At 50.1% G+C, this 22,168-nt stretch carries 14 protein-coding genes; 9 read left to right on the forward strand and 5 right to left on the reverse strand.

The features are described from left to right. Positions 1–116 precede the first annotated feature (116 nt). On the forward strand, positions 117–803 hold the full coding sequence (locus AB9P05_RS21645; protein WP_371910925.1) for an NUDIX domain-containing protein: 687 nt from the start codon (positions 117–119) through the stop codon (positions 801–803). Between the two features lie 61 nt (positions 804–864). Next, the gene (locus AB9P05_RS21650; RefSeq protein ID WP_371910926.1) at positions 865–1,803 is read left to right on the forward strand and encodes a sialate O-acetylesterase; all 939 of its coding nucleotides are present in this window, start codon (positions 865–867) and stop codon (positions 1,801–1,803) included. A gap of 471 nt (positions 1,804–2,274) precedes the next feature. On the opposite strand, the gene AB9P05_RS21655 is transcribed toward AB9P05_RS21650, so the two are convergent. Both AB9P05_RS21655 and AB9P05_RS21660 read right to left on the reverse strand, forming a co-directional pair. Then, positions 2,275–3,300 (reverse strand): hypothetical protein, encoded by a 1,026-nt coding sequence (locus AB9P05_RS21655; protein ID WP_371910927.1) that lies wholly within the window; start codon positions 3,298–3,300, stop codon positions 2,275–2,277. 7 nt (positions 3,301–3,307) lie between these two features. Next, positions 3,308–9,070: a fibronectin type III domain-containing protein gene (locus AB9P05_RS21660; RefSeq protein ID WP_371910928.1), complete on the reverse strand. Its 5,763-nt coding sequence runs from the start codon at positions 9,068–9,070 to the stop codon at positions 3,308–3,310. A 260-nt stretch (positions 9,071–9,330) separates the two neighbouring features. On the opposite strand from AB9P05_RS21660, the gene AB9P05_RS21665 reads away from it, so the two are divergent. Beyond that, positions 9,331–9,969: a helix-turn-helix domain-containing protein gene (locus tag AB9P05_RS21665; protein ID WP_371910929.1), complete on the forward strand. Its 639-nt coding sequence runs from the start codon at positions 9,331–9,333 to the stop codon at positions 9,967–9,969. Positions 9,970–10,189: 220 nt separating this feature from the next. Here AB9P05_RS21665 and AB9P05_RS21670 read toward each other — a convergent pair whose 3' ends face one another. After that, complete coding sequence (locus AB9P05_RS21670; protein WP_371910930.1) at positions 10,190–10,528, reverse strand: hypothetical protein; 339 nt, start codon at positions 10,526–10,528, stop codon at positions 10,190–10,192. Positions 10,529–10,600: 72 nt separating this feature from the next. Further along, on the reverse strand, positions 10,601–11,398 hold the full coding sequence (locus AB9P05_RS21675; protein WP_371910931.1) for an alpha/beta fold hydrolase: 798 nt from the start codon (positions 11,396–11,398) through the stop codon (positions 10,601–10,603). 763 nt (positions 11,399–12,161) lie between these two features. Here AB9P05_RS21675 and AB9P05_RS21680 point away from each other — a divergent pair. Continuing rightward, positions 12,162–13,901, forward strand: a complete 1,740-nt coding sequence (locus tag AB9P05_RS21680; RefSeq protein ID WP_371910932.1) for an adenylyl cyclase — start codon at positions 12,162–12,164, stop codon at positions 13,899–13,901. A gap of 57 nt (positions 13,902–13,958) precedes the next feature. Here AB9P05_RS21680 and AB9P05_RS21685 read toward each other — a convergent pair whose 3' ends face one another. Next, entirely contained in the window at positions 13,959–15,680 is a 1,722-nt protein-coding gene (locus AB9P05_RS21685) for an amidohydrolase family protein (protein WP_371910933.1), read from the reverse strand. Positions 15,681–15,828: 148 nt separating this feature from the next. Between AB9P05_RS21685 and AB9P05_RS21690 the strand changes: the two genes are divergently transcribed. From AB9P05_RS21690 to AB9P05_RS21710, 5 genes are all read left to right on the forward strand, one after another. Next, positions 15,829–17,142, forward strand: coding sequence for a gluconate:H+ symporter (locus AB9P05_RS21690; protein ID WP_371910934.1), 1,314 nt, complete (start codon positions 15,829–15,831; stop codon positions 17,140–17,142). A 570-nt stretch (positions 17,143–17,712) separates the two neighbouring features. Further along, positions 17,713–18,366: a hypothetical protein gene (locus tag AB9P05_RS21695; RefSeq protein WP_371910935.1), complete on the forward strand. Its 654-nt coding sequence runs from the start codon at positions 17,713–17,715 to the stop codon at positions 18,364–18,366. A 172-nt stretch (positions 18,367–18,538) separates the two neighbouring features. Continuing rightward, positions 18,539–19,234 (forward strand): DNA alkylation repair protein, encoded by a 696-nt coding sequence (locus AB9P05_RS21700; RefSeq protein WP_371910936.1) that lies wholly within the window; start codon positions 18,539–18,541, stop codon positions 19,232–19,234. A gap of 227 nt (positions 19,235–19,461) precedes the next feature. Continuing rightward, entirely contained in the window at positions 19,462–20,103 is a 642-nt protein-coding gene (locus AB9P05_RS21705) for a hypothetical protein (protein ID WP_371910937.1), read from the forward strand. Positions 20,104–20,216: 113 nt separating this feature from the next. Further along, the gene (locus AB9P05_RS21710; protein WP_371910938.1) at positions 20,217–22,139 is read left to right on the forward strand and encodes a beta-N-acetylhexosaminidase; all 1,923 of its coding nucleotides are present in this window, start codon (positions 20,217–20,219) and stop codon (positions 22,137–22,139) included. Positions 22,140–22,168: the final 29 nt, after the last annotated feature.

The following is a 22,168-nucleotide window of genomic DNA, read 5'->3' on the forward strand; positions in this document are numbered from 1 at the left end:
TAGACGAAGATATTAAAAAATAAGTGTACTTTGTACATTATTCAATACATAATGTAAGGCTTTTCACAAGCAATTGCAATCGTTTGAATAGGACTTGAAAAAAACATTAGCCCTTAATGACGCAACCAAACTACAGTGAAGAAGCCAGAATGTTGGTAGCAGTTGACTGCACCATATTCGGCTTTGATGAAGAAGAATTAAAACTGCTCCTCGTAAAAAGAAGCTTTGAACCTGAAAAAGATAAATGGTCACTTATGGGTGGCTTTTTAAGGGATCAGGAAACATCCGATGAGGCCGCAGAACGGGTCCTGCACGACCTCACTGGCCTTCAGCAGGTATTTATGGAACAGGTACATACCTTTACAAAACCCGAGCGTGATCCGGGCGAGCGCACGGTATCCATTGCTTACTATGCCCTTATCAATATCAAGGACCATGACACCGAATTAAGCGAACAGCACGACGCCCAGTGGTTTAGCCTCAAAGACCTGCCCCCTCTTATTTTTGACCACTCCCAGATGGTGCATAAAGCTATCCTCAAGCTCAGGCAGAAGACCTCCACCCAACCCGTAGGCCGCGAACTCCTTCCCCAGAAGTTTACCATGCGCCAGCTCCAGCGTCTGTATGAAGCTATCTACGATGAGGAATTCGACAAGCGTAATTTCACCAAGCGCATCACCCTGACGAATATCCTCAAAAAACTTGATGAAAAAGACATGAGTTCCAGCCGCAAAGGCGCCTATTTATATGAATTCGACCTCGAAAAGGACGGCCATGCCCATAGCTATTCGTTTAATGTATGAGATAACCTGAAGACATTTATCTGGATTAGTACTATTTAACAAGCTTACCAAACCCCTACTCATGAACACCCGCCATACCCCCCTGCTACTTATTACCAGCATTCTCTTAGCCTTTACCCTCGGTACGTCATGCCAGAGCAGTGAAGCCAACCAGGAACAAAAGAAAGGCACTACCTACCACCTATATTTTGCAGGTGGCCAGTCTAACATGGAGGGATACGGCTACACACAGGATTTGCCAGAAGAGTATAGGGATCCTCAGCCAAATGTCATCATCTACAATGGCACTCCCCTGCCGGATGATAACGCGGTAAGCGGTAACGATAAATGGATGCCTCTGGCGCCGGGGCTTGGTGTAGGTTATAAGGCCACCAAAGATTCTGTACAGCTATCCGATCGTTTCGGTCCCGAGTTAAGCTTTGGTAAGCGCATGGCGGAACTGACCGGTGAGAACATCGCCATTATCAAATACGCCAAAGGAGGCTCTTCTATTGCACTCGGTGGCTCACCCTGGGGCACCTGGGGCAAAGACTACCAGGACAGTACCACCATTAACCAGTGGGACCATTTTGAAAACACCGTTCGCCTGGCCATGCAGCAAAAGGATCTCGATAATGATGGCATACAGGACACCCTCATCCCTTCCGGCATAATCTGGATGCAGGGGGAAGCAGACGCCACCCGTGAAGCGGCCTCTGCTTCCTATTATGAAAACCTCTCTACGCTGATGAACCAGATCACGGCTGAGTTTGGCGTGGAGGAGCTACCCATTGTCCTGTGCCGCATAGAAGAATCAGGAAAGACCCCCGAAGACATACTCATGCCCCACATACAGGCTGTATACGATGCGCAGGAGAAGTTTGCTCAGGAGCACGCTCACGTGAGCCTCATACGGCTGGACCAGCCCGTTAACTTTCTGGAAGACAAGTGGCACTACGAAAGCCCCCACTACATCGAAATGGGTAATAAGTTCGCCAACGCCATGACTGAACTGCAGTAACAGCCGGATGGATTAGGACTTGGGTACATATGGTCTGTCCTCCGGTATTCAGGCCAGAGCTGGCTAAAACTAACCTGACTTTACTCTATTAAAGACTTTAAGGTCTGTTACTGTTAAAGTCTTTGACTACCTTTTGGGTAATGGTAATATTGCCTCTTAAGAGCGTAGTACGGCAGCATATTTAATTAACAGCAAGCCTGTTGCTTCATATCCATTAGGGCTTCCCGCTATAAAACCCTACATTAATGCAAGAATTTCGATTTTTTAAAGCTTAATAGGCTTGTAGCTTAACACCTTATCAACCACTTCTTCTACTAGTGGATTATAATCTGTAAGGTAACATTATACTTTCTTGCATTATAATTTTCTGGGTAGTAAAATAAATTAGCCTCTTTAGGATGAGGAACATTGTCGCTAAACAGTTTGTACATCTTATCCTGTTTCTCTTCTGTCTCCTCACAGTCATTCTTACTATCTCTCGTAAACAAATAAATTATTCTGAGGGGCACTGCGAACATACAGCCTATTATCGACGGGGATAGGATATTCTTCAGTACTCATTGTGTTACCTTCCGGCAACTGCTGTACTTCCTCTATCTTTAAAGTTTTTGTATTTAACACCCCAAACTTTCCTTTAATGGCGTGCTTAAAATAGATATGGCTGTTTGATACATTAAATCGGTGTTCACAATTAATATCAACCCTCTCGAACTCTTTCTGTAAATCTGCTTCTTGCTCAATCTCTCCAGATTCAGCATTTAGCACTCTGTATTGACCATAAAACTCAATATTGTAAAGCTTACCGTTATGTAGCTCAAAATTGCTATAGCCCTGATGACGCCATTTTACCTTACCAGTCTGCAAATCCAAGCCTACTAAATAGCGCTCATTCCTACTTAAATCGTCAATTTTGACAATTATGGTATTATCTGTATTATCTATCTGTTTATGACCAACTTTTACAGGGACTCCTAAGTGCCTATCAATATAAAATTCCCAAACTGGATCTGACTCAAATGCCTTATATAAATTAATTTGTCCTTTTTTAACGGATAAATAGTTATCTCTACCTGCGAGTTTATAAACGTTATTTATACCCAATGGAGGAGTAAATACATCTAATATCTTCTCGCTTTTCACATCGAAAAGAACATATACCTTTTTTTTATCTAAAGTTGCAATACATAAAAATTCATCCCTTGTTTTAAAGTATCCATCAAAGTGGAAAGTAGCTTCAAAGTGCTCTGACAAGGCATTTCCATTACCTAAGTTCAAAACCTCAGTCCGTTGCTCTTTCCCTGTTGTCGTTAAGTAAATTTTATCTCCTAATATTTGGTATGAATAATAGTCGTTTGCATGACTCCAAAGTTCACTAAAATCAGTAGAAGACAATTTTCTTATTGCACGTACTCCATTCTCTTCCTGTAAAAGGAATAGCCATAAATTTGACTCTAGACTAAACTTCAAAACCCCTGAAAATTCTTTAATTAGATTCATAGCTACCTCAATCTACCAGTTTAAAAATCTGTTCAAAATTATCTAGATCATCTAAATAATCAATCAAACCATCTACTTTGTCCAAATCGTCCAATAAAGGATTATCAGTTATGCCTTTTAATTTTTCAAGATTCAACTTTGAAAGCTCCGTTCTACCTGGTGTAGATGAAAATGCATTTATAACTTGGGTTTTCAGTTCAGACAGATTATTAAATCCGTTTCCATCAACACCTTTTTTGAAAAAATAAGCAAACTCACCTATATTTTTATTTGTCAAATACCCTGAAAACTGTTTTGAAAAAGAACTAAATCTATTGGCTGGTATAGATCGCCAGTTCTTAAATTCATTAAATACATTTTTAAAAACGCCCTTATCGGTAATTACGTCTACTATAATATCTCCAATATCATCTACTTGGCTGGGTATGGTAGATTCAAACTTCACTATTGTACCCAATTCATCAGCGTTATACTTTAATGTTTTCAAGACAAATGACCCTCCAGCCATTTTGCCACCACTCTCACTCAGTTCTTTTATAAACTCCTTTGCCCCTGGCTTATCAGAGAAGTTGACAAGAAAATGGTCAAGCTCGTCCATTAAGTCACCCATTCCAGACATTCTCTTCCCTACAATACTCGCGCTTTCACCATGAAGCTTGACGATTTGCTCAACCAATTCTTCTTTATTAGTAATATTTCGTTTCGCTGTGATTACAGGAAGAAAATCATCTAATTTAGTATTTTGTAATACTTTATTGAGTTTAGTTAATACATCTGGATCAACTTTCAGGGCTGTTCTACCAGCATCATGCAATAACTTCCACGCCTCAACCACCCCCGGATCGGTATTCGCAAGATCGAAAAATTTCTCAGCAAATGCCGGGTTACTGGCCAGGTCGTCTTCAAGCTTCAGGTAGACAGCTTCGTCCCATCGGCTTACGGTGCTTAGTGCCTCCTCATGGAGCTGGCTCAGGAAGGGTAACTCACCGGGAAACCTTCTGCCACTGAGCGCTGCCTTGAGGGCGGCGGCCAGTTCTCTTTCTTCAAGACTCTGCAGTTCTGCGAAGGCTTCACGGCTGATCACGCCTTCGTCTGCATACTTCTGGCCCAGCTTGAGCAGAGCTCTCCTGCCCAGTTGTTCCCCGCCTTCTTCGAGTCCGTTTTTGGTGATGAGAACCACCAGGGCGGATACCGAGGCCTTGGCAATGACCACGCCCTCGGGACCAATGACCAGTACACCGACGGAGTAGCCGCCTGCCTGGACTACATCACCTCTGAACAGGGAATAGCCCAGCCCTACTCCATCAGCGATAAAGTCAAGTCCGAAGCATCCCAGCGCTACTGAAGCTCCGTCTATGGAGTTATAGACGGTTTGGTCGTACTGCTTCAGTATATAGTCGGTCTTGTCGGTGAAAGCCCAGGCATCTTCCCAGTCTATGGTACTGAGATCTTCATCGCTATAGGCCAGCCTCTCCCGCAGGTCATTGAACGCATCGCTGTAGATATAGGCCAGGCCGAAGGTGTGAGCTAGCTCAAGCCCCTCTATATTGGGGTGCTCAAAGGGCTGATCGAGGTGCTGTTCCCTTATTTTCAGGTCAAAATAGGCTGACTGGTAGGGAGTGAGGGTATTACGTTGTGAATGGGCCCGGATAAAGGCAAGCCTGGCTTCTGCATGGGTGACCTTCAGTACCCGCAGCCGTCTTTCTGTGGCCAGGGCCGCTTCCCGCTTACGGCTGGCGGGTAACTGGGGGTTGGATAGAAAGCGGTTCAGGTCATCTTCGGCCTTTTCTACTTCGGCTTTCTGCTCTTCTAATAACTGCGCCAGGTCGTCTACGGAGCTCTGGTAGTAGAGGCGGATGGTTTTGTTAAAGGCCTGGCCGGAGACATCGTCTTTACGTATCTCAATGCATTCTACTGTATTGGAGGCATTGTAGATGGCCTTGTACAGGAGCATCTTCTTGGCGGTGTGGCGGAATACATCGACGACAAAGTCTTCCACCGGGCTGATGATGCCGGCCTGGAAGCTGGCCACCCGCTGGGTGTTTTTGTATTGCCCTTTCTTCAGCTGGCTGTGGTCAATCCGGATATTGTCGCCGTAGGCGAGGCCGGGCATGAAGAAGTACTCGCCCAGGTCGTTGCCGATCCCACTACACCGGACATAGGGGACGGTGATCAGTATGTCATCGGCGGTGAGGGAGGCTTCCTCAAAGACGGTCCGGGCTACCTGGTCCCATGAGGCCTGGCTCAAAGACAGGGTATTTACCTCAACCGGGGCGACATAGAACTTACGGCCCTCATTAAATGCTTCGTAGGTGAGGAGCTTATCGGCGAGGATGTGTCCCAGGAAGGCCTCATCTTTTGCATGGGTGGGCTTTTGCGCATTGACACTGGCTAAAAGGGCATGGATGATTTCGCTAGTGTGGTGGATAGCGCCGGTTACGGGTTTCCCTAAATCGCGGGCTTTGTCTACGTAGTGGCTGGTATGGTCATCGAAGGCAAAGGTTTGCGCTTCAGAGGGGGTGACTTCGTTGCAGGCGCAGTCCCGGGTAAAGGGAATGGTTTCTACAAGGCTGCCGGCCTGGTCCAGCACGTCTATGGCACGGCCTTCTTTATTGATCCTTACTCTGACGGCTTTATCTGAGCTTTCCGGCAGGGTGAGGTTTTCGGCTTTTATGGTACTCAGGCCTGTGGGGGTGATTTTCAGGCCAAAACCATAGGTGGTGTTCTTTTCTTCGGTTGAGGTGTAGACGTGGGTGTAGTCGTACGCTTCCGGCCTTAGGGCAAACACGGTGCCTCTGGTGGCTTGGGGTTCATCAGCGCTATAAGGGAAGAAGCCTGATACCTGCAGGCTGCCCCGGGTATCGAGTATGCGGCCGTCGGGCAGGTAGAAATGGGTATACCGGCTATTGAGTGTCCGGATGGCTTCTTCGTCTCCCAGGCAGATGCCTCCCGGTCCTTCACCAAAGGCAGAAACCTCCTCATCCCCGGTGAGCAGGCCCCATACGGGCCGGGGGTTGTGGATGAGGTCCCACTGGTGTTTGTGCAGCTGGGTGCCGAAAAAGGTGTAGTCCATCAGGTTGTCGGTGGCCCACTCCTCCAGGGCGGGAGCCTCCACGAAGGTGTGCGGGAGGCGGAAGGCGCCGTGGCCGAGCTCGTGGGCGATGGTCTTGTCGAAGTGGTCGGAGTTACCGATACGGGAAGTGAAGATAAAACCGAACTGCCGCTTGTAGGGCATAAAGCCGGCTTTAGCGTTGTCCGTTCCGTCTTCGTCTATGGCACTTTTGGGGGTGTGGACCAGGAAGAGGTAGTAGGTGCCCTCTGCTGTCTTATGTGCCTGCTCATAGCTCCTGATGAGCTTCTTCATCTCAGGGGTGTAGTTGGAGAGCATGCCGGTACTCCCGTCGTCCAGGGCGCCGTCTCCGTCGGTGTCGTAGTCGGCGGTAAAGGCTTTCTCGTAAATGACGGTCCAGTTGACTACGGCGGGGCCGTAGGTGGCTTTCAGGGCCTTGAGGATGTCTTTCCCACGGCCGGCCTTCATGTAGCCGGCGCCGTTGACGGGCACTACCTTCAGGGTGAGGTGCTCGGGAGCGTAGCTTACCGTATTGAGCTGGCCGCTGAGTACGTCAGTGCTATCTTCTACGCTGCGCCATATGGCCTGCAGGTAGCTTTCTTCTTTATCGCCCTGGCCGGTGAGCAGCAGGGTATAGTGCTCATCATCGGTCTTTTCGAGGATGGGTACGTGCTGACCAGATTGGGTGAGCAGCTTCAGGCCGGTGGTATCACCCTGTAGGGTGACCCTGTCGGTCTGACCGGTGGCTAAGGCTTTCCAGGCGATGGGGTAGGTGTCTGTTCCTTCACTTCCGTTGGTTACGGGCAGGCTTTCATAGTGTGCGGAGTAGGCCTCATGCAATTGGGTGTCGAAGCCGTAGCGCTGGCCTTCGTAGGCGGTGAAGTAGACGGGCTGGCTGATGCTTTCTCCTTCGGCCAGGGCGGTAGCCTGGGCTTCGGGCTCGATGATGGGGCCTATGCGGCCTTCCTCATCGATCACGATGGTGCGGCCCTGGCTGTCAGTCACGGCCACACTCTGGTCGGCGGGCTGTTGGATCTCAATGGTCTCACCGCTGGCGAGGGTGACAACGTAGGTGCGGGGGCCTTCTGTAATTTCTTCCTCTGTGTCCTCCTGGCCTTCCTGTTTCTTGATGGTGACGGCTTCAAGGTAGCCGGAGACGGTGATGGTGGTATCGGCCAGTTGCTGGCGGTCTTCCCAGAACTCTTCTATGCCTTCCCGCCACTCATCTAGGGGCTTGCTGAGGGCATGGACGAGCCCGTCGGTCATCCGGTAGTCGGTGTTGATTGTGATACGGTCGAACTGTACGGGAAGGGTGAGGCCCATCCAGGGGACGTAGATGGTGCCTCTTCCGCTGAACACACCGTCGCCCCCGCGAACTTCCTGCAGGCGCATGGTGAACTTGCCCACGGCGATCTGGTCACCAACCAGGGCATTGGGCAGGGGTTCCCGGTTGGTGATCTCAGGCAGGGGGCCTTCATCATCATAGCAGGCCTGCTCAGGTGGGGCCTGGGTGGTAAAGGGGGTTACCTGGCTCCATTGGCTGGCGATACCGTTACGCACCACGCCGGCCTTTACTTCGTAGGGGGTGTCGGGAGCAAGCTCCCGGGCGATGTAGACGGTGTCGGTGATATCAACGCTGCGCCAGGGCCAGTCGGGCTGGTGGGTGGGGCGGTACTGCAGCCGGTAGGTGGTGGCCTGGCTACGGCGGTTGTCTCTGTGGTAGCCGGCAAAGGAGAATTTGGCGTGGACGTGGCTGAGGGCCTCGGCAGTAAGGTCGCCGAGGGGAGGCAGGTCGGCCACGGGGGTGCCGGGCACGAAGGCGCAGACCCGGCTGTAGCCCTGGTTTTTAAATAGATCGCTGGAAGAGCTATTTAGAGGGGAGACAGTTCGATCATCCAGTTGCGCACGCACGCGCCAGGCGTAGGTAAGGCCTTCCTGCAGGGGCGGTAGCTCGAGGCCGTAGGTGAGGCTGGTCTGGCGGGTGACGGTCTGGTAGAGAGGAGGCAGGCTGCGCATCGCTTCTTCGGGCTGCAGGCCCCCGCGCACTTCTACCAGGGTGAATTCGTAGGCGATGCCGCTAAGACCGCTGCCCCGGTGCATAGGGGTCCACTGGAAGAGCAAAGGCTGGCCAGGCTGCCAGGTGACCTGGCTATTGCAGGCGGGCAGGTTGAGCAGGGGCGGATCGGCCAGGACGAGCCAGGCGGTGGCAGTAGCAGGAGCAGAAAGGGGGACATCGGGCCGGCGGAAGTCGTAGGCCTGTACCGTGAAGCGGTAGAAGCCTTCCGGGAGCTGGCCGCCACTTTGGAGGAAGCGACTGCGGTCGTAGCCGCTGAAGTCTAATGCGTCGGCAGAGAGGCCACCAGCCAGCTCGGGGGCGGAGAGCAGGCGGGGCATGCCGCCCTGCAGGGTGATGACATTGCCCTGGTAGCCCTGTCGGGTGCTGAGCCGTATGCCGGGGCCTTCGATGCTCCAGCGGAGCTGCACCGGGTAGCTGGGCTCACTAAGGTCGCGCAGCAGGAGCTGCACCTGCAGGCTGCCGGGCTGGCCGTAGTGGCTCAGGTAGACGCTGTTGGGCGGAAAGATTTGCAGGCTGGCCTGCACGGCAGACTGGGCAGCGGCTTGCCCAAATACCCCCAGCAGGCAGAGCATACACACCCATACCTTCACCCACAGCCGTAAAAACGGCCTCCCTTTCATCATAGCTCCCATGGTACTGTCACCGGATATTATTGCACAATAAAACCAGTACGCAAATAGGAGACACCGGTACACTAATGCACGACAATATGAGCGGATTACTTACCTGACTGGGGGAATTTACTTCAGCAATATATAGCACACTTCACAAGAGAGGTGTTAAGGCACAAGAGCCATTCACAAAACATGCATATAGTTTTAAAATTTCCCTTACTCATGCGACATTGCCTTCATCTCCTTTAACCGAACCTTAAAGACCGAACATGAAAGCGATACACTATCCCAGCCTTTTCAAATACGCCCGACAGAGCATGGGCCTGAACCAGAGGGAGATGGCCGAGCGCCTTCTCGTACACCAAAGCACCATAAGTAAGATAGAAAGCGGCAGGCATTGCCCCCACAGAGGTACCATGATGGGCCTTGCGCGCCTGACCGGCCTCTCCATGCACCTGCTCACCCAAAGGGCAGCACACCATACCCGGCAGCAGGAATCAAACAAAACCACCCCGGCCAACCGCCCCGCCATCAGGTTTAAACCCGCAGACCTGCAGGTCGCCCGCTTTCGCCAAAGCGAGCTGCGTAACAAGCTGAAGGCCACCCTCTACCTGAAAGAAAAAGCCCTGCAAAAGCTACAGGCCCAGCGCTATATGCATGACCTGGCAGAGACCAATGCCCTGCAAATACTCAGTGAAGCACAGGAGATTACCAGTCACCTCCAACAGAATAATGCTCCCCCCGCCCTGCTGGCTACAGCCCGTAAAACACAACACGAGGCCGCCAGCCACCTGGCCCTGCTCCGCAAAAAAGCCATCCGCATACCCCCAGGCTACAAACTACTGCTTATGGAGGCAGAAGTGAGACAGCTAAAAGCGAGAATAGAGGTTCTTTCGATAAATAATTAGTGTCCATTGTCCATCCTCAAATAGCACCAGTCCCCGTCGTATGACGGGGCCCCCATCGGTGAGAGATGCTGTTGGGAATCGCTAAAACCTAACCCATCATCCCCACACTAAACCCGCTTAAAAAAGGCTTTAAAGCATATTACAGGTACAAACACTGGTGGCTGCTTAATCCCTTCCCTGGGGTCTGGCCCTATAATCGGGTTAGAAATAAGTCAGGTCATCACCAAATAGCAAAACCACTTACCCTTCCATCCTCATATCGAATTACCAAACTACCGGATACCTCTTCACCACGATAACTAAGGTAATATCTGTGAACTCCGTGGACTTTGAAGTTCGGTTCCCCTAGTAATTTGACAACCTCTTTGCGACTCATCCCAGTTAGCTCATACGCTGCAAACAGGCCAGGTACCATGTGCCTGCGGGAATTAGCCGTATGGGTCGGTTCCTCCCATGCTTTCCATTCTTCAGGGTCAAATAGTTCATCGCTTATACCACCCCGGGGCGTGCAGCATATACAGGCAGTAATAACATACAAATACAGTAAGAGTCTCTTCATAAAGTCTTCTAATGAATAGGCCTAACCAGCCGGTAAAACTCCTTTATGCTGAGGCTACATACCCTACCCCTATCACAGCTTATCAATCAACTGCCGCAGTTCAGTAATCACCAACTCAGGCTGGTCTGCCTGTATAAAATGACCGCTTTGATCCGTCAGCACGGCACGTCCCTGCGGAAAGGCCCCTGCCCACTCTTCCCAGTGCTTGCCCCAAAGCTCCCTCCCCCTATCTGAGAAAAACAGGTTGCCCGCATGTTCATGCCTCCGCACCGAAGCAATCACAGTGACCGGTATGTCAGGGATTTGCGGGTAGTCCGGCAAGGGACGTTTACTCCAAAAGTCCAGGTAGTTATTCGACATGCCATTAGCCATGTCAGCCAGTTTGATTCGGGCGATCTCTTCATTTGCCCTTTTAAGATCAATGGCACGCATCACATCCACATCATGCTCAGATGAGGGGTCTAAAAACAAAAGACCTTTTACCCTCTCCGAATAAGTGGCCGCAAAATCACGTCCAACACTCCCTCCGTACGAATGGGCCACTATCACCACCGGCTCGCTAATGTGAAGCCTTTCCAGAAGCAGGTTCGCATGGTCCGCATAGTCCTGAGAGGTAAAGTGCCGTTTAATTTGCGTGGACTTCCCATTACCTACCCTCGCGTAGCGGATCACCCGGTACGACTCCGACAGCTCCTCAAAAACCGGATTCCAGTCCGCTAATCCCCCACGGGCGCCACCTTCCAGCAGTATTGTATGTTCCCCCTCCCCTTTCATTTCATAGGCCAGCTCATACTCACCTATGTCAACCAACCCCGGTTCGCTCTGAAAGACACTTCCGTACAAACACCACACAAAGAGTATAAACTGCATAATCATTTAAATACTAAGCCTGATATAAACCTAAAAGCTATTGACTTCATACCTTCCTGTTTATCAACCGCTAATTCCCTCACTATTTTGCACCCAAACTTAATATAATCCGGTAATAACACCGTACGCCCGGCATGTTAAAACAGTGCCTGGTCTATCCTATTCTCATTCAAGTGCCCGATTGATTGCCATATCCCTATGGTAATATCCTGGATCAGATCATATCAGATTTATCATAGGCATAAGCATTCCCTACCTTATAGATCATCCCTAATAGCTATCCCGCACGGATAAGAATAGTTTCTCCTTCCCGCTCAATTATGATTCGCGCTTTCCACATTATGCGCAACAAGTATCAATTTTTCACACCCTTTCATAAGTTCCGGTACCTTTTTAGCCTCGCCCGGTACCCCACCGGCAGAATTATTGACTTTAATCCCGATTCCAATAAAAAAAACAGAAGTCATCCGGGTGATATTTCGTAAATTTGTACTTTTACCAGTACAGGTCCATCCGTCAATCGTCACGAGGCACCTCCAAAACCCCCGAACTGCTTCGTCTCTGCTCCGTATCTCGTTCGCTACTACTTCGCCTATCCTGTACCTCTCCTATAGGCTTCCTATAAGTAGCCCCCGCTACGCTTTATAATACCTAAGACACTCCTTAATTTGTACTTTTCGCATAAATTCATTACAACAAGCTTATCAAGAGGCAAGTACCCTTTAAAAAAATGATTAGTTTAAAGGGTCAAACCATACCACTTATGAAGCCTGCATTCTTCCCCCTTATACTCGTATGCCTGCTGGCCTTTGCAGCCTGCACAGAGACAGCCAACACCTCCCCTGCCCCACCCGTTGAGTCAACCTCATTTGACCCTGCTGCATTCGGTGAAAATGTACTCGTGTTTGATACCACCATGCAGATGGCCACCATACAACACACCCTGGATTCCATATTCAAGCCGTTGAGCACCCGCGAGGGCCACTTCAGCGACCTGCGCTATGCCCTCATGTTCAAGCCCGGGCGGTACCAGCTCGATATACAGGTAGGCTACTTTATGCACATAATAGGGCTGGGCACCTCTCCCCGCGACGTAGTTATTGAAGGCGCCGTCAGGTCTAACTCCTTTCGCGAATCAGGCAATGTACTTATCAACTTCTGGCGGGCGGTCGAAAACCTCACCATCCAGCCCACAGGTAGCGACAACACCAACACCTGGGGAGTATCCCAGGCCGCCCCCATGCGCCGCGTACATGTGAAAGGCAACCTCAGGATACACGACGGACACTATGCCAGCGGAGGCTTCATCGCCGACTCCAAAGTAGAGGGCACCATTGATGCCGGGGGCGGGCAACAGTGGTATACACGCAACAGCCACATGAAGAACTGGACCGGTGGCAACTGGAATGTGTTCTTCCAGGGAGTGCCGGAAGCACCCGCCGAAAACTGGCCCGAGTCTCCCGTCACCACCATAGCCACCACTGACCGCATCAGAGAAAAGCCCTACCTCGTATTTGAAAATGGTACATACCTCGTCAGGCTGCCCCGCCTCAGAGACAATGCCACAGGCACCAGTTGGGACCAACAGGACAGCACCATCACCATGGATGCCTTCCATGTGGCACAGCCGGAAAAGGATAATGCCCGCACGATAAATAAAGCCCTGCAGCAGGGCAAACACCTGCTCCTCACCCCCGGCATCTATGAAGTGGATGAGCCCATCCGGATAGATAGCCCCGGCACCATCGTACTGGGCATTGGCCTTGCAAACCTCGTAGCCACCAATGGCAACAGCGCCCTGGAGGTGGCCGATGTGGACGGAGTCACAATAGCCGGGCTGCTGGTAGACGCAGGGCCTAAGCCCTCACCCCTTTTGATCCGCATTGGCGAGGAGGGAGCTGACACCAGCCATATGCATAACCCCACTTTCCTGTTCGATGTATTCGTGCGGGTAGGCGGCCCCTTTGCCGGAGCAGCCGAAAAGTGCCTGGTCATTAACAGCAGTGACGTGATCATAGACCACACCTGGCTCTGGCGGGCAGACCATGGCGAGGGCGTGGGCTGGGACATAAACCGCTCTGATAACGGGCTCGTCGTGAATGGAGACGACGTGATAGCCTACGGCCTGTTCTGTGAGCATTTCCAGCAGTACCAGACCCTCTGGAGCGGTGAAGGCGGCAAAGTCTATTTCTTTCAATGCGAAATGCCCTACGATCCCCCCACCATAGAGAGCTGGGGACATAACGGCATCCATGGCTATGCAGCCTATAAGGTGGCAGACAGCGTACAGACCCACCAGGCCTACGGAGTGGGCATCTACAATGTCTTTTACGATGCCCACGTTATTGTAGACCAGGCCATCGAGTGTCCCCCTCACATTGAGGACGACTTCCACCACATTATCACCTTCTGGCTCAATGGCATGGAAGAATCAGAAGTGCGCAGCATTATCAATGGCAAAGGCGCCGCCGTAAACATCAATAACCGGAAAGCCACTTTATAAAAGAGTATAATCACTGCAGATCAGGGACACCCGTGACGCTAAGGAGTATACAAAAGGTCACGGCCTCACAAAATACACCCTGGCAATCCGGCCGTTTTCAATTTTGTAAATGGCAATAGCCTCAACAGGGCCATTTGGGACCCCCGTCACATATTCTTTATCTATCACCGTATTGCCCAGCACCACCCGGTCCGTCAGCTTACAGTGCAGTTCCGGCAGTTGCTCAAACATCTGCCCGTAGCGTTGCCGCATCACCTCTTTGCCCTTACTTACCAGTTGATCAGGAAACATATAGATCTCCACACTATCACTATACGGAGCCAGAAAAGCATCGATGTCCCCCGCGTTATACGCATTAAGCTGCTCCTGGGCCAGGTCCTCCGGCGTATGCCCTATCAGGCTATCAGGCACATATACCCGGCCATTCTTGATCACATAAGCCACCTCCTTTACTGCCATAATATCCTCCAGCGGATTCGCATTCAATACCACCAGATCAGCCCTCTTCCCTTTCTCTATCGACCCCAGCTCGTCTTCCAGATCCAGCGTACCCACAGCATCGTACGTTGACGCCTTAAGTATCGCCGCATCCCTCATCCCCGCCGCCTTCATCGCTTGTAGCTCATCATAGTAAGAAGCCGCGTGGTGGGTACCGATATTACCCGCATCCGTACCCGTAGCAATACGTACACCCGCATCAGACACCTTCTGCAGATTATACGCCCGGAGGCTGTCAGCCGTATGACTCTGGCTTAGCAGAAGATCTTTGAAAGCATCCGTTTTGCGCAACGTATCCAGCAGCGGATGCGATAGCGACTTCAGCTCATAGTATGAGCCCAGCGCATACGGGTTAGCCAGGGCAAAGTCTTCCCGAGAGAAAGTCTGTGTTTCAGTATAAGTTTTAATATAATTTCCGTGCACTACCAGCGTAGGAATATACGTAATGTCATTCGCCTGCAGCAGCCTAATAAACTCATCGTCCACCGCTTCATTATCCACGCTATGAACCAGAAAATCCGCCCCCGCCTTTATCGCCAGCTTAGCAGTATGTAACTGAGTGGCGTGTACCGCCACCTTCAGCCCATGGCCGTGGCTCTCATCTATAGCCGCTTTTACCATGGCATAAGAAGAGTCTGCAGGCATAGACTTACCGTCCAGGTACCATATTTTAATAAAGTCCGGCTGGCGAGGCAGTTGCCTCCGCACTTCCGACCTTGCCCCTTTCGCATCATCAACCTCTATGATCGGCGCATCATCCCCCGCCAGGGCTGGCGGCTGGTAAGGTGAGATCAGCGGCCCTGTAAGATAGATATTAGGGTATTCGGCCTGGTCACCGTATCTGTCCCGCAGGTCATAATTAGACATAGGGCCACCTACATCAAATACAGTCGTTACACCCGCCCTCAGGTAGCGTTTTAGCAAGTCATCCGCTTCTCCCCCTATCCACTCTGTTTCATCTTCGTAGCGTCTATGCACACGCAGATCAAGGGCATCAGGCCGCGTATATACCCCTCCGGACTGGAAAAAGTGTATGTGCGTATCCACCATTCCCGGTATCAGCCATTTCCCCTTCCCCTCTATCACTTCCGTCCCATCCGGCACCCTTATCCTTTGGCTTATCACGCTTATTCTGTCATCTTTCAGTAGCACAGAAGCGGTTTTAGACGTCCCTTTCTCCACATCCACCACCTCCACATCACGAATGAGCACCCCCCGGGACTGAGCCGCTAAATAAGTGCATGAAAACAGCAGACAAATAGATAATAGAAGATTTTTCATACGGATAAAATGAAGAGTTTAGATCAGGACAGGCAATTTAATGAAGAATTTCAATTGAAAAATACCTGACTGTGAGCACATCAGACGGCAAGGAAGTATTGGCATACCGTAATTATCCTATATTTAAGTTACCCAAACCCTATTGCAGATGAATGTCCTGATCATACTGTTTTGTATCCTGCTGCTGATCCTCCTCATCACCAAAGCCAAACTCAACCCCTTCCTGGCTTTTTTGGTCGTTTCTGTTGTCACAGGATTAATGTTAGGTATTCCTGCCGGAAGCATTGTAGGCTCCGTCGAACGAGGTATCGGTAGTATGTTGGGCGGGCTCGTTATTATCATTGTCCTCGGCGCCATGCTCGGCAAACTGGTGGCGGAGACAGGCGCTGCCCAGCAGATTACCCGGGTGCTCATGAACCTATTCGGGCAAAAGAATATTCAATGGGCCCTGATGGTCACTGGCTTTGTTGTAGGCATCCCCCTCTTTTACAATGTCGGCTTTGTCCTGCTCGTGCCCCTCATATTCGGTGTCGCCTACCAATACCGGCTAAATGCCGTTTTCATAGGCATACCCATGCTGGCAGCCCTTTCAGTAACCCATGGCTTCCTTCCCCCTCACCCATCCCCTACCGCACTCGTAGGCCAGTTAGAGGCAGATATGGGCCTCACCCTCATCTACGGTTTCTGCCTGGCCCTGCCAGCCATCATTCTGGCCGGGCCTTTATTTGCCAAAAGCCTGAAGCGCATAAATGCCCGCCCACTGGACACCTTTCAGCCCGAAACACTACCGGATGACCGCCTCCCCGGGGCATTTAACAGCTTCTTATCCGCCCTGTTACCAGTAGTGCTGCTTGCCACAGTGGCCATCATACAATTAAACTGGCCCCCCGGTGGCAAAGCAGGCCTCGTCCTCACATTCCTAGGTGAACCCTCAGTGGTCATGATCATATCACTTGCCTATGCCACCATAGCCATAGGCCTTAGGAACGGCTTTTCAATTACCCAAACAATGGCTTTCTATACCGAAGCCATTAAAGATATTGCCCCCATACTTTTGATTGTAGGCGGTGCCGGAGCACTAAAGCAAGTATTTATAGAAAGTGGCGTCAGTGCAGAATTAGTGGCAGGGCTACAAGGCTGGTCTGTTCACCCCCTAATACTCGGATGGACCATCGCGGGTATCATTCGCGTGGCCATTGGTTCTGCTACCGTAGCCGGGCTTACCGCTGCCGGCATCATTGCCCCCATGATGGGTAGCATAGAGGCAGATCCTAACCTCATGGTACTCGCCGTAGGGGCTGGCAGCCTCCTCTTCTCCCATGTGAACGACTCAGGGTTCTGGATGTACAAAGAGTATTTTAACCTCAGTATCAAAGACACAATCCTTTCCTGGTCCATAATGGAAACAATTGTATCAGTCACCGGCCTGGCGGGAGCGCTGATACTGGATCTCGTTATCTGAAAAAAATCCTTCAGAGGAAAATCCCCCCACCTGACTGAACCAGGCTAAGAGGAAAATCTCACATAGCAAAAACCAACTGGTCACAGCCCAAATTAGTCAGAGACAGTTTTATTTCATATTATTATTTTTTTTAATCGATTACCATCATCTGAAAATGGAAATTAAATGATTTTATAGTATTTTTAACGCAATTTTAAGTTTAATAAAAATAATCAATCAGCGTAATTAATGTCATTAAACACATGTAACATTTATACTAAAAAAGTAAAATTATTAATTAAAAAGTAGGCTAGTACACTCATTCCCCACCCTTCCCCTATTCCTTTTCCTTATTTTCTTCCACCCTATTCGCCTCCTGCCATCCCGGGAACCTCACCTTAAAATGAAATTCAACAGGCTTCAGATGGTTGAATGACACACCGTGACTTTAATTCTATTTTTTAAACACATAATACAAATATTAACCTGACATTAGGCCTAAATCAAAGTGAAAATCATAACCTGATCATTCCAACTCATACACGTATTACAGGCAGTAAATTTCAATTTTCAACCCATAATCAGCTATTTATGAAACCATTTTTACCCGCATTAGGCCTGTCCCTCCTTTTAATTCCATTTAATGCCCGGAGTCAATCCTGCGGAAGTAATATGGTAGAAGCCCGGTATGCCGGGAGCCTGGTAACGCTTACAAGATATACTGGAGTCGACCATCCCTCAGAGGCTTTGGGAAGTCCCGACTACAACCTCCTTTTTAATCCCGGTCAAGCCAGATTTAGGGAAGATGACGTGGCTGTGTATGACCTTAGAAAACACATTCCCGCAGGAGAAATCATCAAAATACACCTCATAGTAAGTGTCGGGGACAGGATGCAGATCGCGGCCTCCCCGGATAACTTCAGGTATAAGGGTGAAAAAGTACTTTATAACGATCTGGCACTCATAAGCACCTCACTTACTTTTGACTACACCGTACCCGCTGGCGGAGTACGCTATATCTGGTTTAAAAGTATCGCAGGAACTATTTTACTAGACGGTGTTACCTACGATTTCACAGCCTGCCTGCCGGATGCTGACAGCGATGGCGTAGCGGATGAATCTTACCATGATAACGATCACGAGGCCCTGAAAGGCCGGTCCCTGAGGCAATGGTATAACCTGAATGAGACCGGGCCACCAGAACAGAATTATCCATATAGGGCAATCGCCCGGAAGGTGAGGTAGCTGCCATCCAAAAGAGCCAATTTTTCTTCTTTGTTTAGATAGTTTGTTTTTGTTTGTGTTAGGTGAGCCGCCCGTTGAGAGATGGGTGGCTCATTTTTTTATATATTGTCAATACTTGAAGACATATACAATTCAATACATTCGGTCATGTAGACTTTAACCAGGAAAGGCAGTGACGGCTGAACAAATCATACAATCCCTGAAAAGAAAGGCCGACCCCCAAAAGGCACGGTATAAAGAAGCTAAGTTCGGAATTGTCGCCAAACACCAACTGGGTATTTTTCATAAAGACCTGAACGAAATGGCCAGAGAAATACCAAAAGATGCCGAACTGGCCACTGAGCTGTTTGACTCAGGAATATACGAAGGCAGGCTTCTGTGCAGCAAGCTCTTTCCACCCGCTCAGCTAACCGAACCCCTTATGGACAGATGGACATCCACCTTCGAGAACTGGGAGGTCTGCGACTCCTTTTGCATGACCGTTTATGCCAGAAGCCCGCTGGCCATACCCAAAGCCATCGAATACAGTACCCGGGAACCTGAGTTTGAGAAAAGAGCTGGCTTTGCCATCATGGCAGCCTTATGCAGTGCCGATAAAAGAGCAGGTAATGAGGTATTTGACAAGTTTTTAACCATCATAATCAGAGAGAGCGATGATAACCGGTTATACGTCAGGAAAGCGGTAAACTGGGCGCTCAGGAGCATAGGAAAGCGTAATCCTGATCTCAAACGCAAGGCACTGGAAATAGCTGAACAAATTGCCTCACGAGACACTAAATCCGCCCGATGGATTGCGAAAGACGCCCTAAAAGAGCTGCAAAAAGAAGGCCTCCGTATAGCAAATTATCCAAGAAAAATATATGGCTAACGCCCCTGGAAGATATACGCCGGCAGACAGAAGGCAAGAGTCCCCCCCTCTCACTAGCTCAGAAGGAAAAAGATTAATATGCCACCTATCATCCCCTGTATTTCCCTAAGCCCTAAAGACTTAATCCAAACTAAAACAGCCGCACCTCAGTAAAACCGAAATAAATATAAGGCAAAAACTTACATTCCATCCCTTTTCACCAGCATCAGACACCTAATTTTGTACTTTTGACTATACCTTTTAATTATTCCGGCTACATGATAGACAAACTACTGTTAACCCTGCCCCTTTTTATTTTTGCGAATTGTGGAATGTCCTCTCAGGATAACCACCAGGACACACCTGCCGGCCTCGCACAGATCTCCGGCATCCAGGACATTAAAGAAGAATTTAGCACACTCACCTCCTTACGTGATAGCAGTAGGCTCCTCTCCGTGGCAGTACCCTATAAGTGCTACGAGGAAAGCGGTACCGTTACCTACTATTACCAGGGAACCGATCTGCGAATCATTACACATGATTATCATGCTGGCGGCCATTATTCCGCTAACAACCAGTACTACCTTCATAATGACTCCCTGTTCTTTGCCATATTAGAGGAAGCCACCTGGATGTTCGATTCACAGGGCGGACAGGGAGCGACCAGAGATGATATCAGTCAGCACCGCTATTACTTTGTCAATAATGAACCCGTCAGGTGCCTGAGAAAGAAATATTCCCTGTATTCTTACCGCGATGATAATCCCGCCGCCGAAAATGTACCAAATGAAGAAGTAGAATGCGACCAGGTAGCAAATGTACGCTCAAAGTATCATACCCTCATCGCCTATAAAGACGGCACGAACAGAACCCGCTGCATTGAAGAATAGCAATTGAGTATATACACGGCGTAAAACAATACCCACGGCATAATACACACCCACAACAGATGGGAAATTTTCATTAGTTTACACCCCGTATTCTAGCCTCAAAATTTGCATCTATGCACCTGCGAATATATCCTCCTCTGGCCGTATGCCTGCTAGCCTTCCTAATCTCATCCTTTACCATACCTGCTACCAAAGAGGGCCGGGCACCCGTCACTGTCATCCCTGAGCCCGTAAGCATAACCACCTATAGCGGAAGCCTTTCTATGGATCACACATGGGGTATTTATACCAAAGATGAAGAGATAGAAACTGACCAGGTAGCCACCTATCTGCAAGGACTCCTGCAGCCTGCTACAGGGTATGAATGGCCCCTTGCCCGGGGAAATAAAAAGGAAGGCATACACCTCAGGCTGTACGGGCAGAGAAATGAAGAAATTGGAGAAGAAGGATACCGCCTGCAGGTAACAAATGACGGCGTCTACATCCGGGCAAATACCCCGAAAGGTTTATTCTACGGCGTCCAGACATTGATGCAATTATTACCGCCGGAAATAGATAGCCAGGAGGTTACCACTATAAATTGGACCTTGCCGTATGTAGACATAACCGACTACCCCCGCTTCGGCTGGAGAGGCATTATGCTGGACGTGAGCAGGCATTTTTACACCAAAGAAGAAGTAAAGCAACTCATCAGCCAGATGGCCCGCTATAAATATAACCGCTTCCACTGGCACCTCACAGATGATCAGGGCTGGCGTGTACAAATAGAAGGCCTGCCCGGGTTAACCGAAACCGGCGCATGGCGGGTGGAACGCTATGGGAAATTTGGCGAACGAAAGCCCCCGCAGGCCGGTGAACCTACCCCCTATGGTGGTTACTACACCCCCCAGGACATACAAGAGGTGATAGCCTATGCCAGTAAGCACCACATAGAGGTAATGCCAGAAATAGACGTACCCGGCCACAGCATGGCAGCCATAGCCTCCTACCCTGAACTCTCTGTTACAGACAGCCCCGCCTACGTAAACCCCGGCTCAAAATTCGTCAACTGGCTGGGCGGAGGCAAATTTGAAATGTTTGTCGATAATACCCTCGACCCTACGGATGAAGCCACCTACCTATTCCTGGACAAAGTCTTCGGAGAAATAGCCCGCCTCTTTCCCTTCGAATACATCCACATGGGGGGTGACGAGGCCTACCACGGCTACTGGGAGCGCGACTCAGCCGTGCAGGCCTTTATGGAGGCCCATGACCTGCAGGACGGCGAAGCCCTGCAAAGCTACTTTGTAGGCAGAGTCAATAACATCATTAACAGCAAGGGCAAAAAGATGATCGGATGGGACGAGATCATGGATGGCGGCCTGGCCGATGGGGCCGCTGTTATGAGCTGGCGCGGAACTAAAGCCGGCGTGGAAGCATCACAGCAGGGCGTAAACGTGGTGATGAGCCCCTGGCCCATGGCCTACCTGGACCTCTACCAGGGAGACAGGGCCGTTGAGCCCCCTACCTACAGCCGTGCCAGGCTGCAGGACATCTATAGCTGGGATCCTGTTCCCGAGGGGGCAGACCCAGCCTACATACTCGGCGGACAGGGTAATATCTGGACAGAACATATCCCCTACCTCTCCCAGGTGCACTACATGGCCTTTCCGCGGGTCCTGGCCCTTTCGGAAGTGCTCTGGTCACCCCGGCAGGAGCGCGACTGGCAAGAGCTGATACCGAAGATAGAAGAGGAATTCCAGCGACTGGAAAAGGCCGGCATAAACTACTCGCGCAGCATGTATGATCCCATTATCAAAGTAACCAGACAGGAAACAGGCGAACGGATAGTAGAACTCGAAACGGAGATTGACGGACTGGACATATACTATACCATCGATGGCACCATACCAGGCCGGTACGCCAGCCGGTACCAGCAGCCTATTACCCTGCCCGAAGGAGTAGATCAGTTTCGGGTCATTACCTACCGGAACGGCGAACCTATCGGCAAGCTCATCTCCCTGGACGAGCAAGAACTTAACCGCAGAGCAAGGTAGATTCGTCTTGGTCGAAACTAATGATCGAA

The sequence above is a fragment of the Roseivirga sp. BDSF3-8 genome, assembly GCF_041449215.1.
Taxonomy (GTDB): Bacteria; Bacteroidota; Bacteroidia; order Cytophagales; family Cyclobacteriaceae; genus JBGNFV01.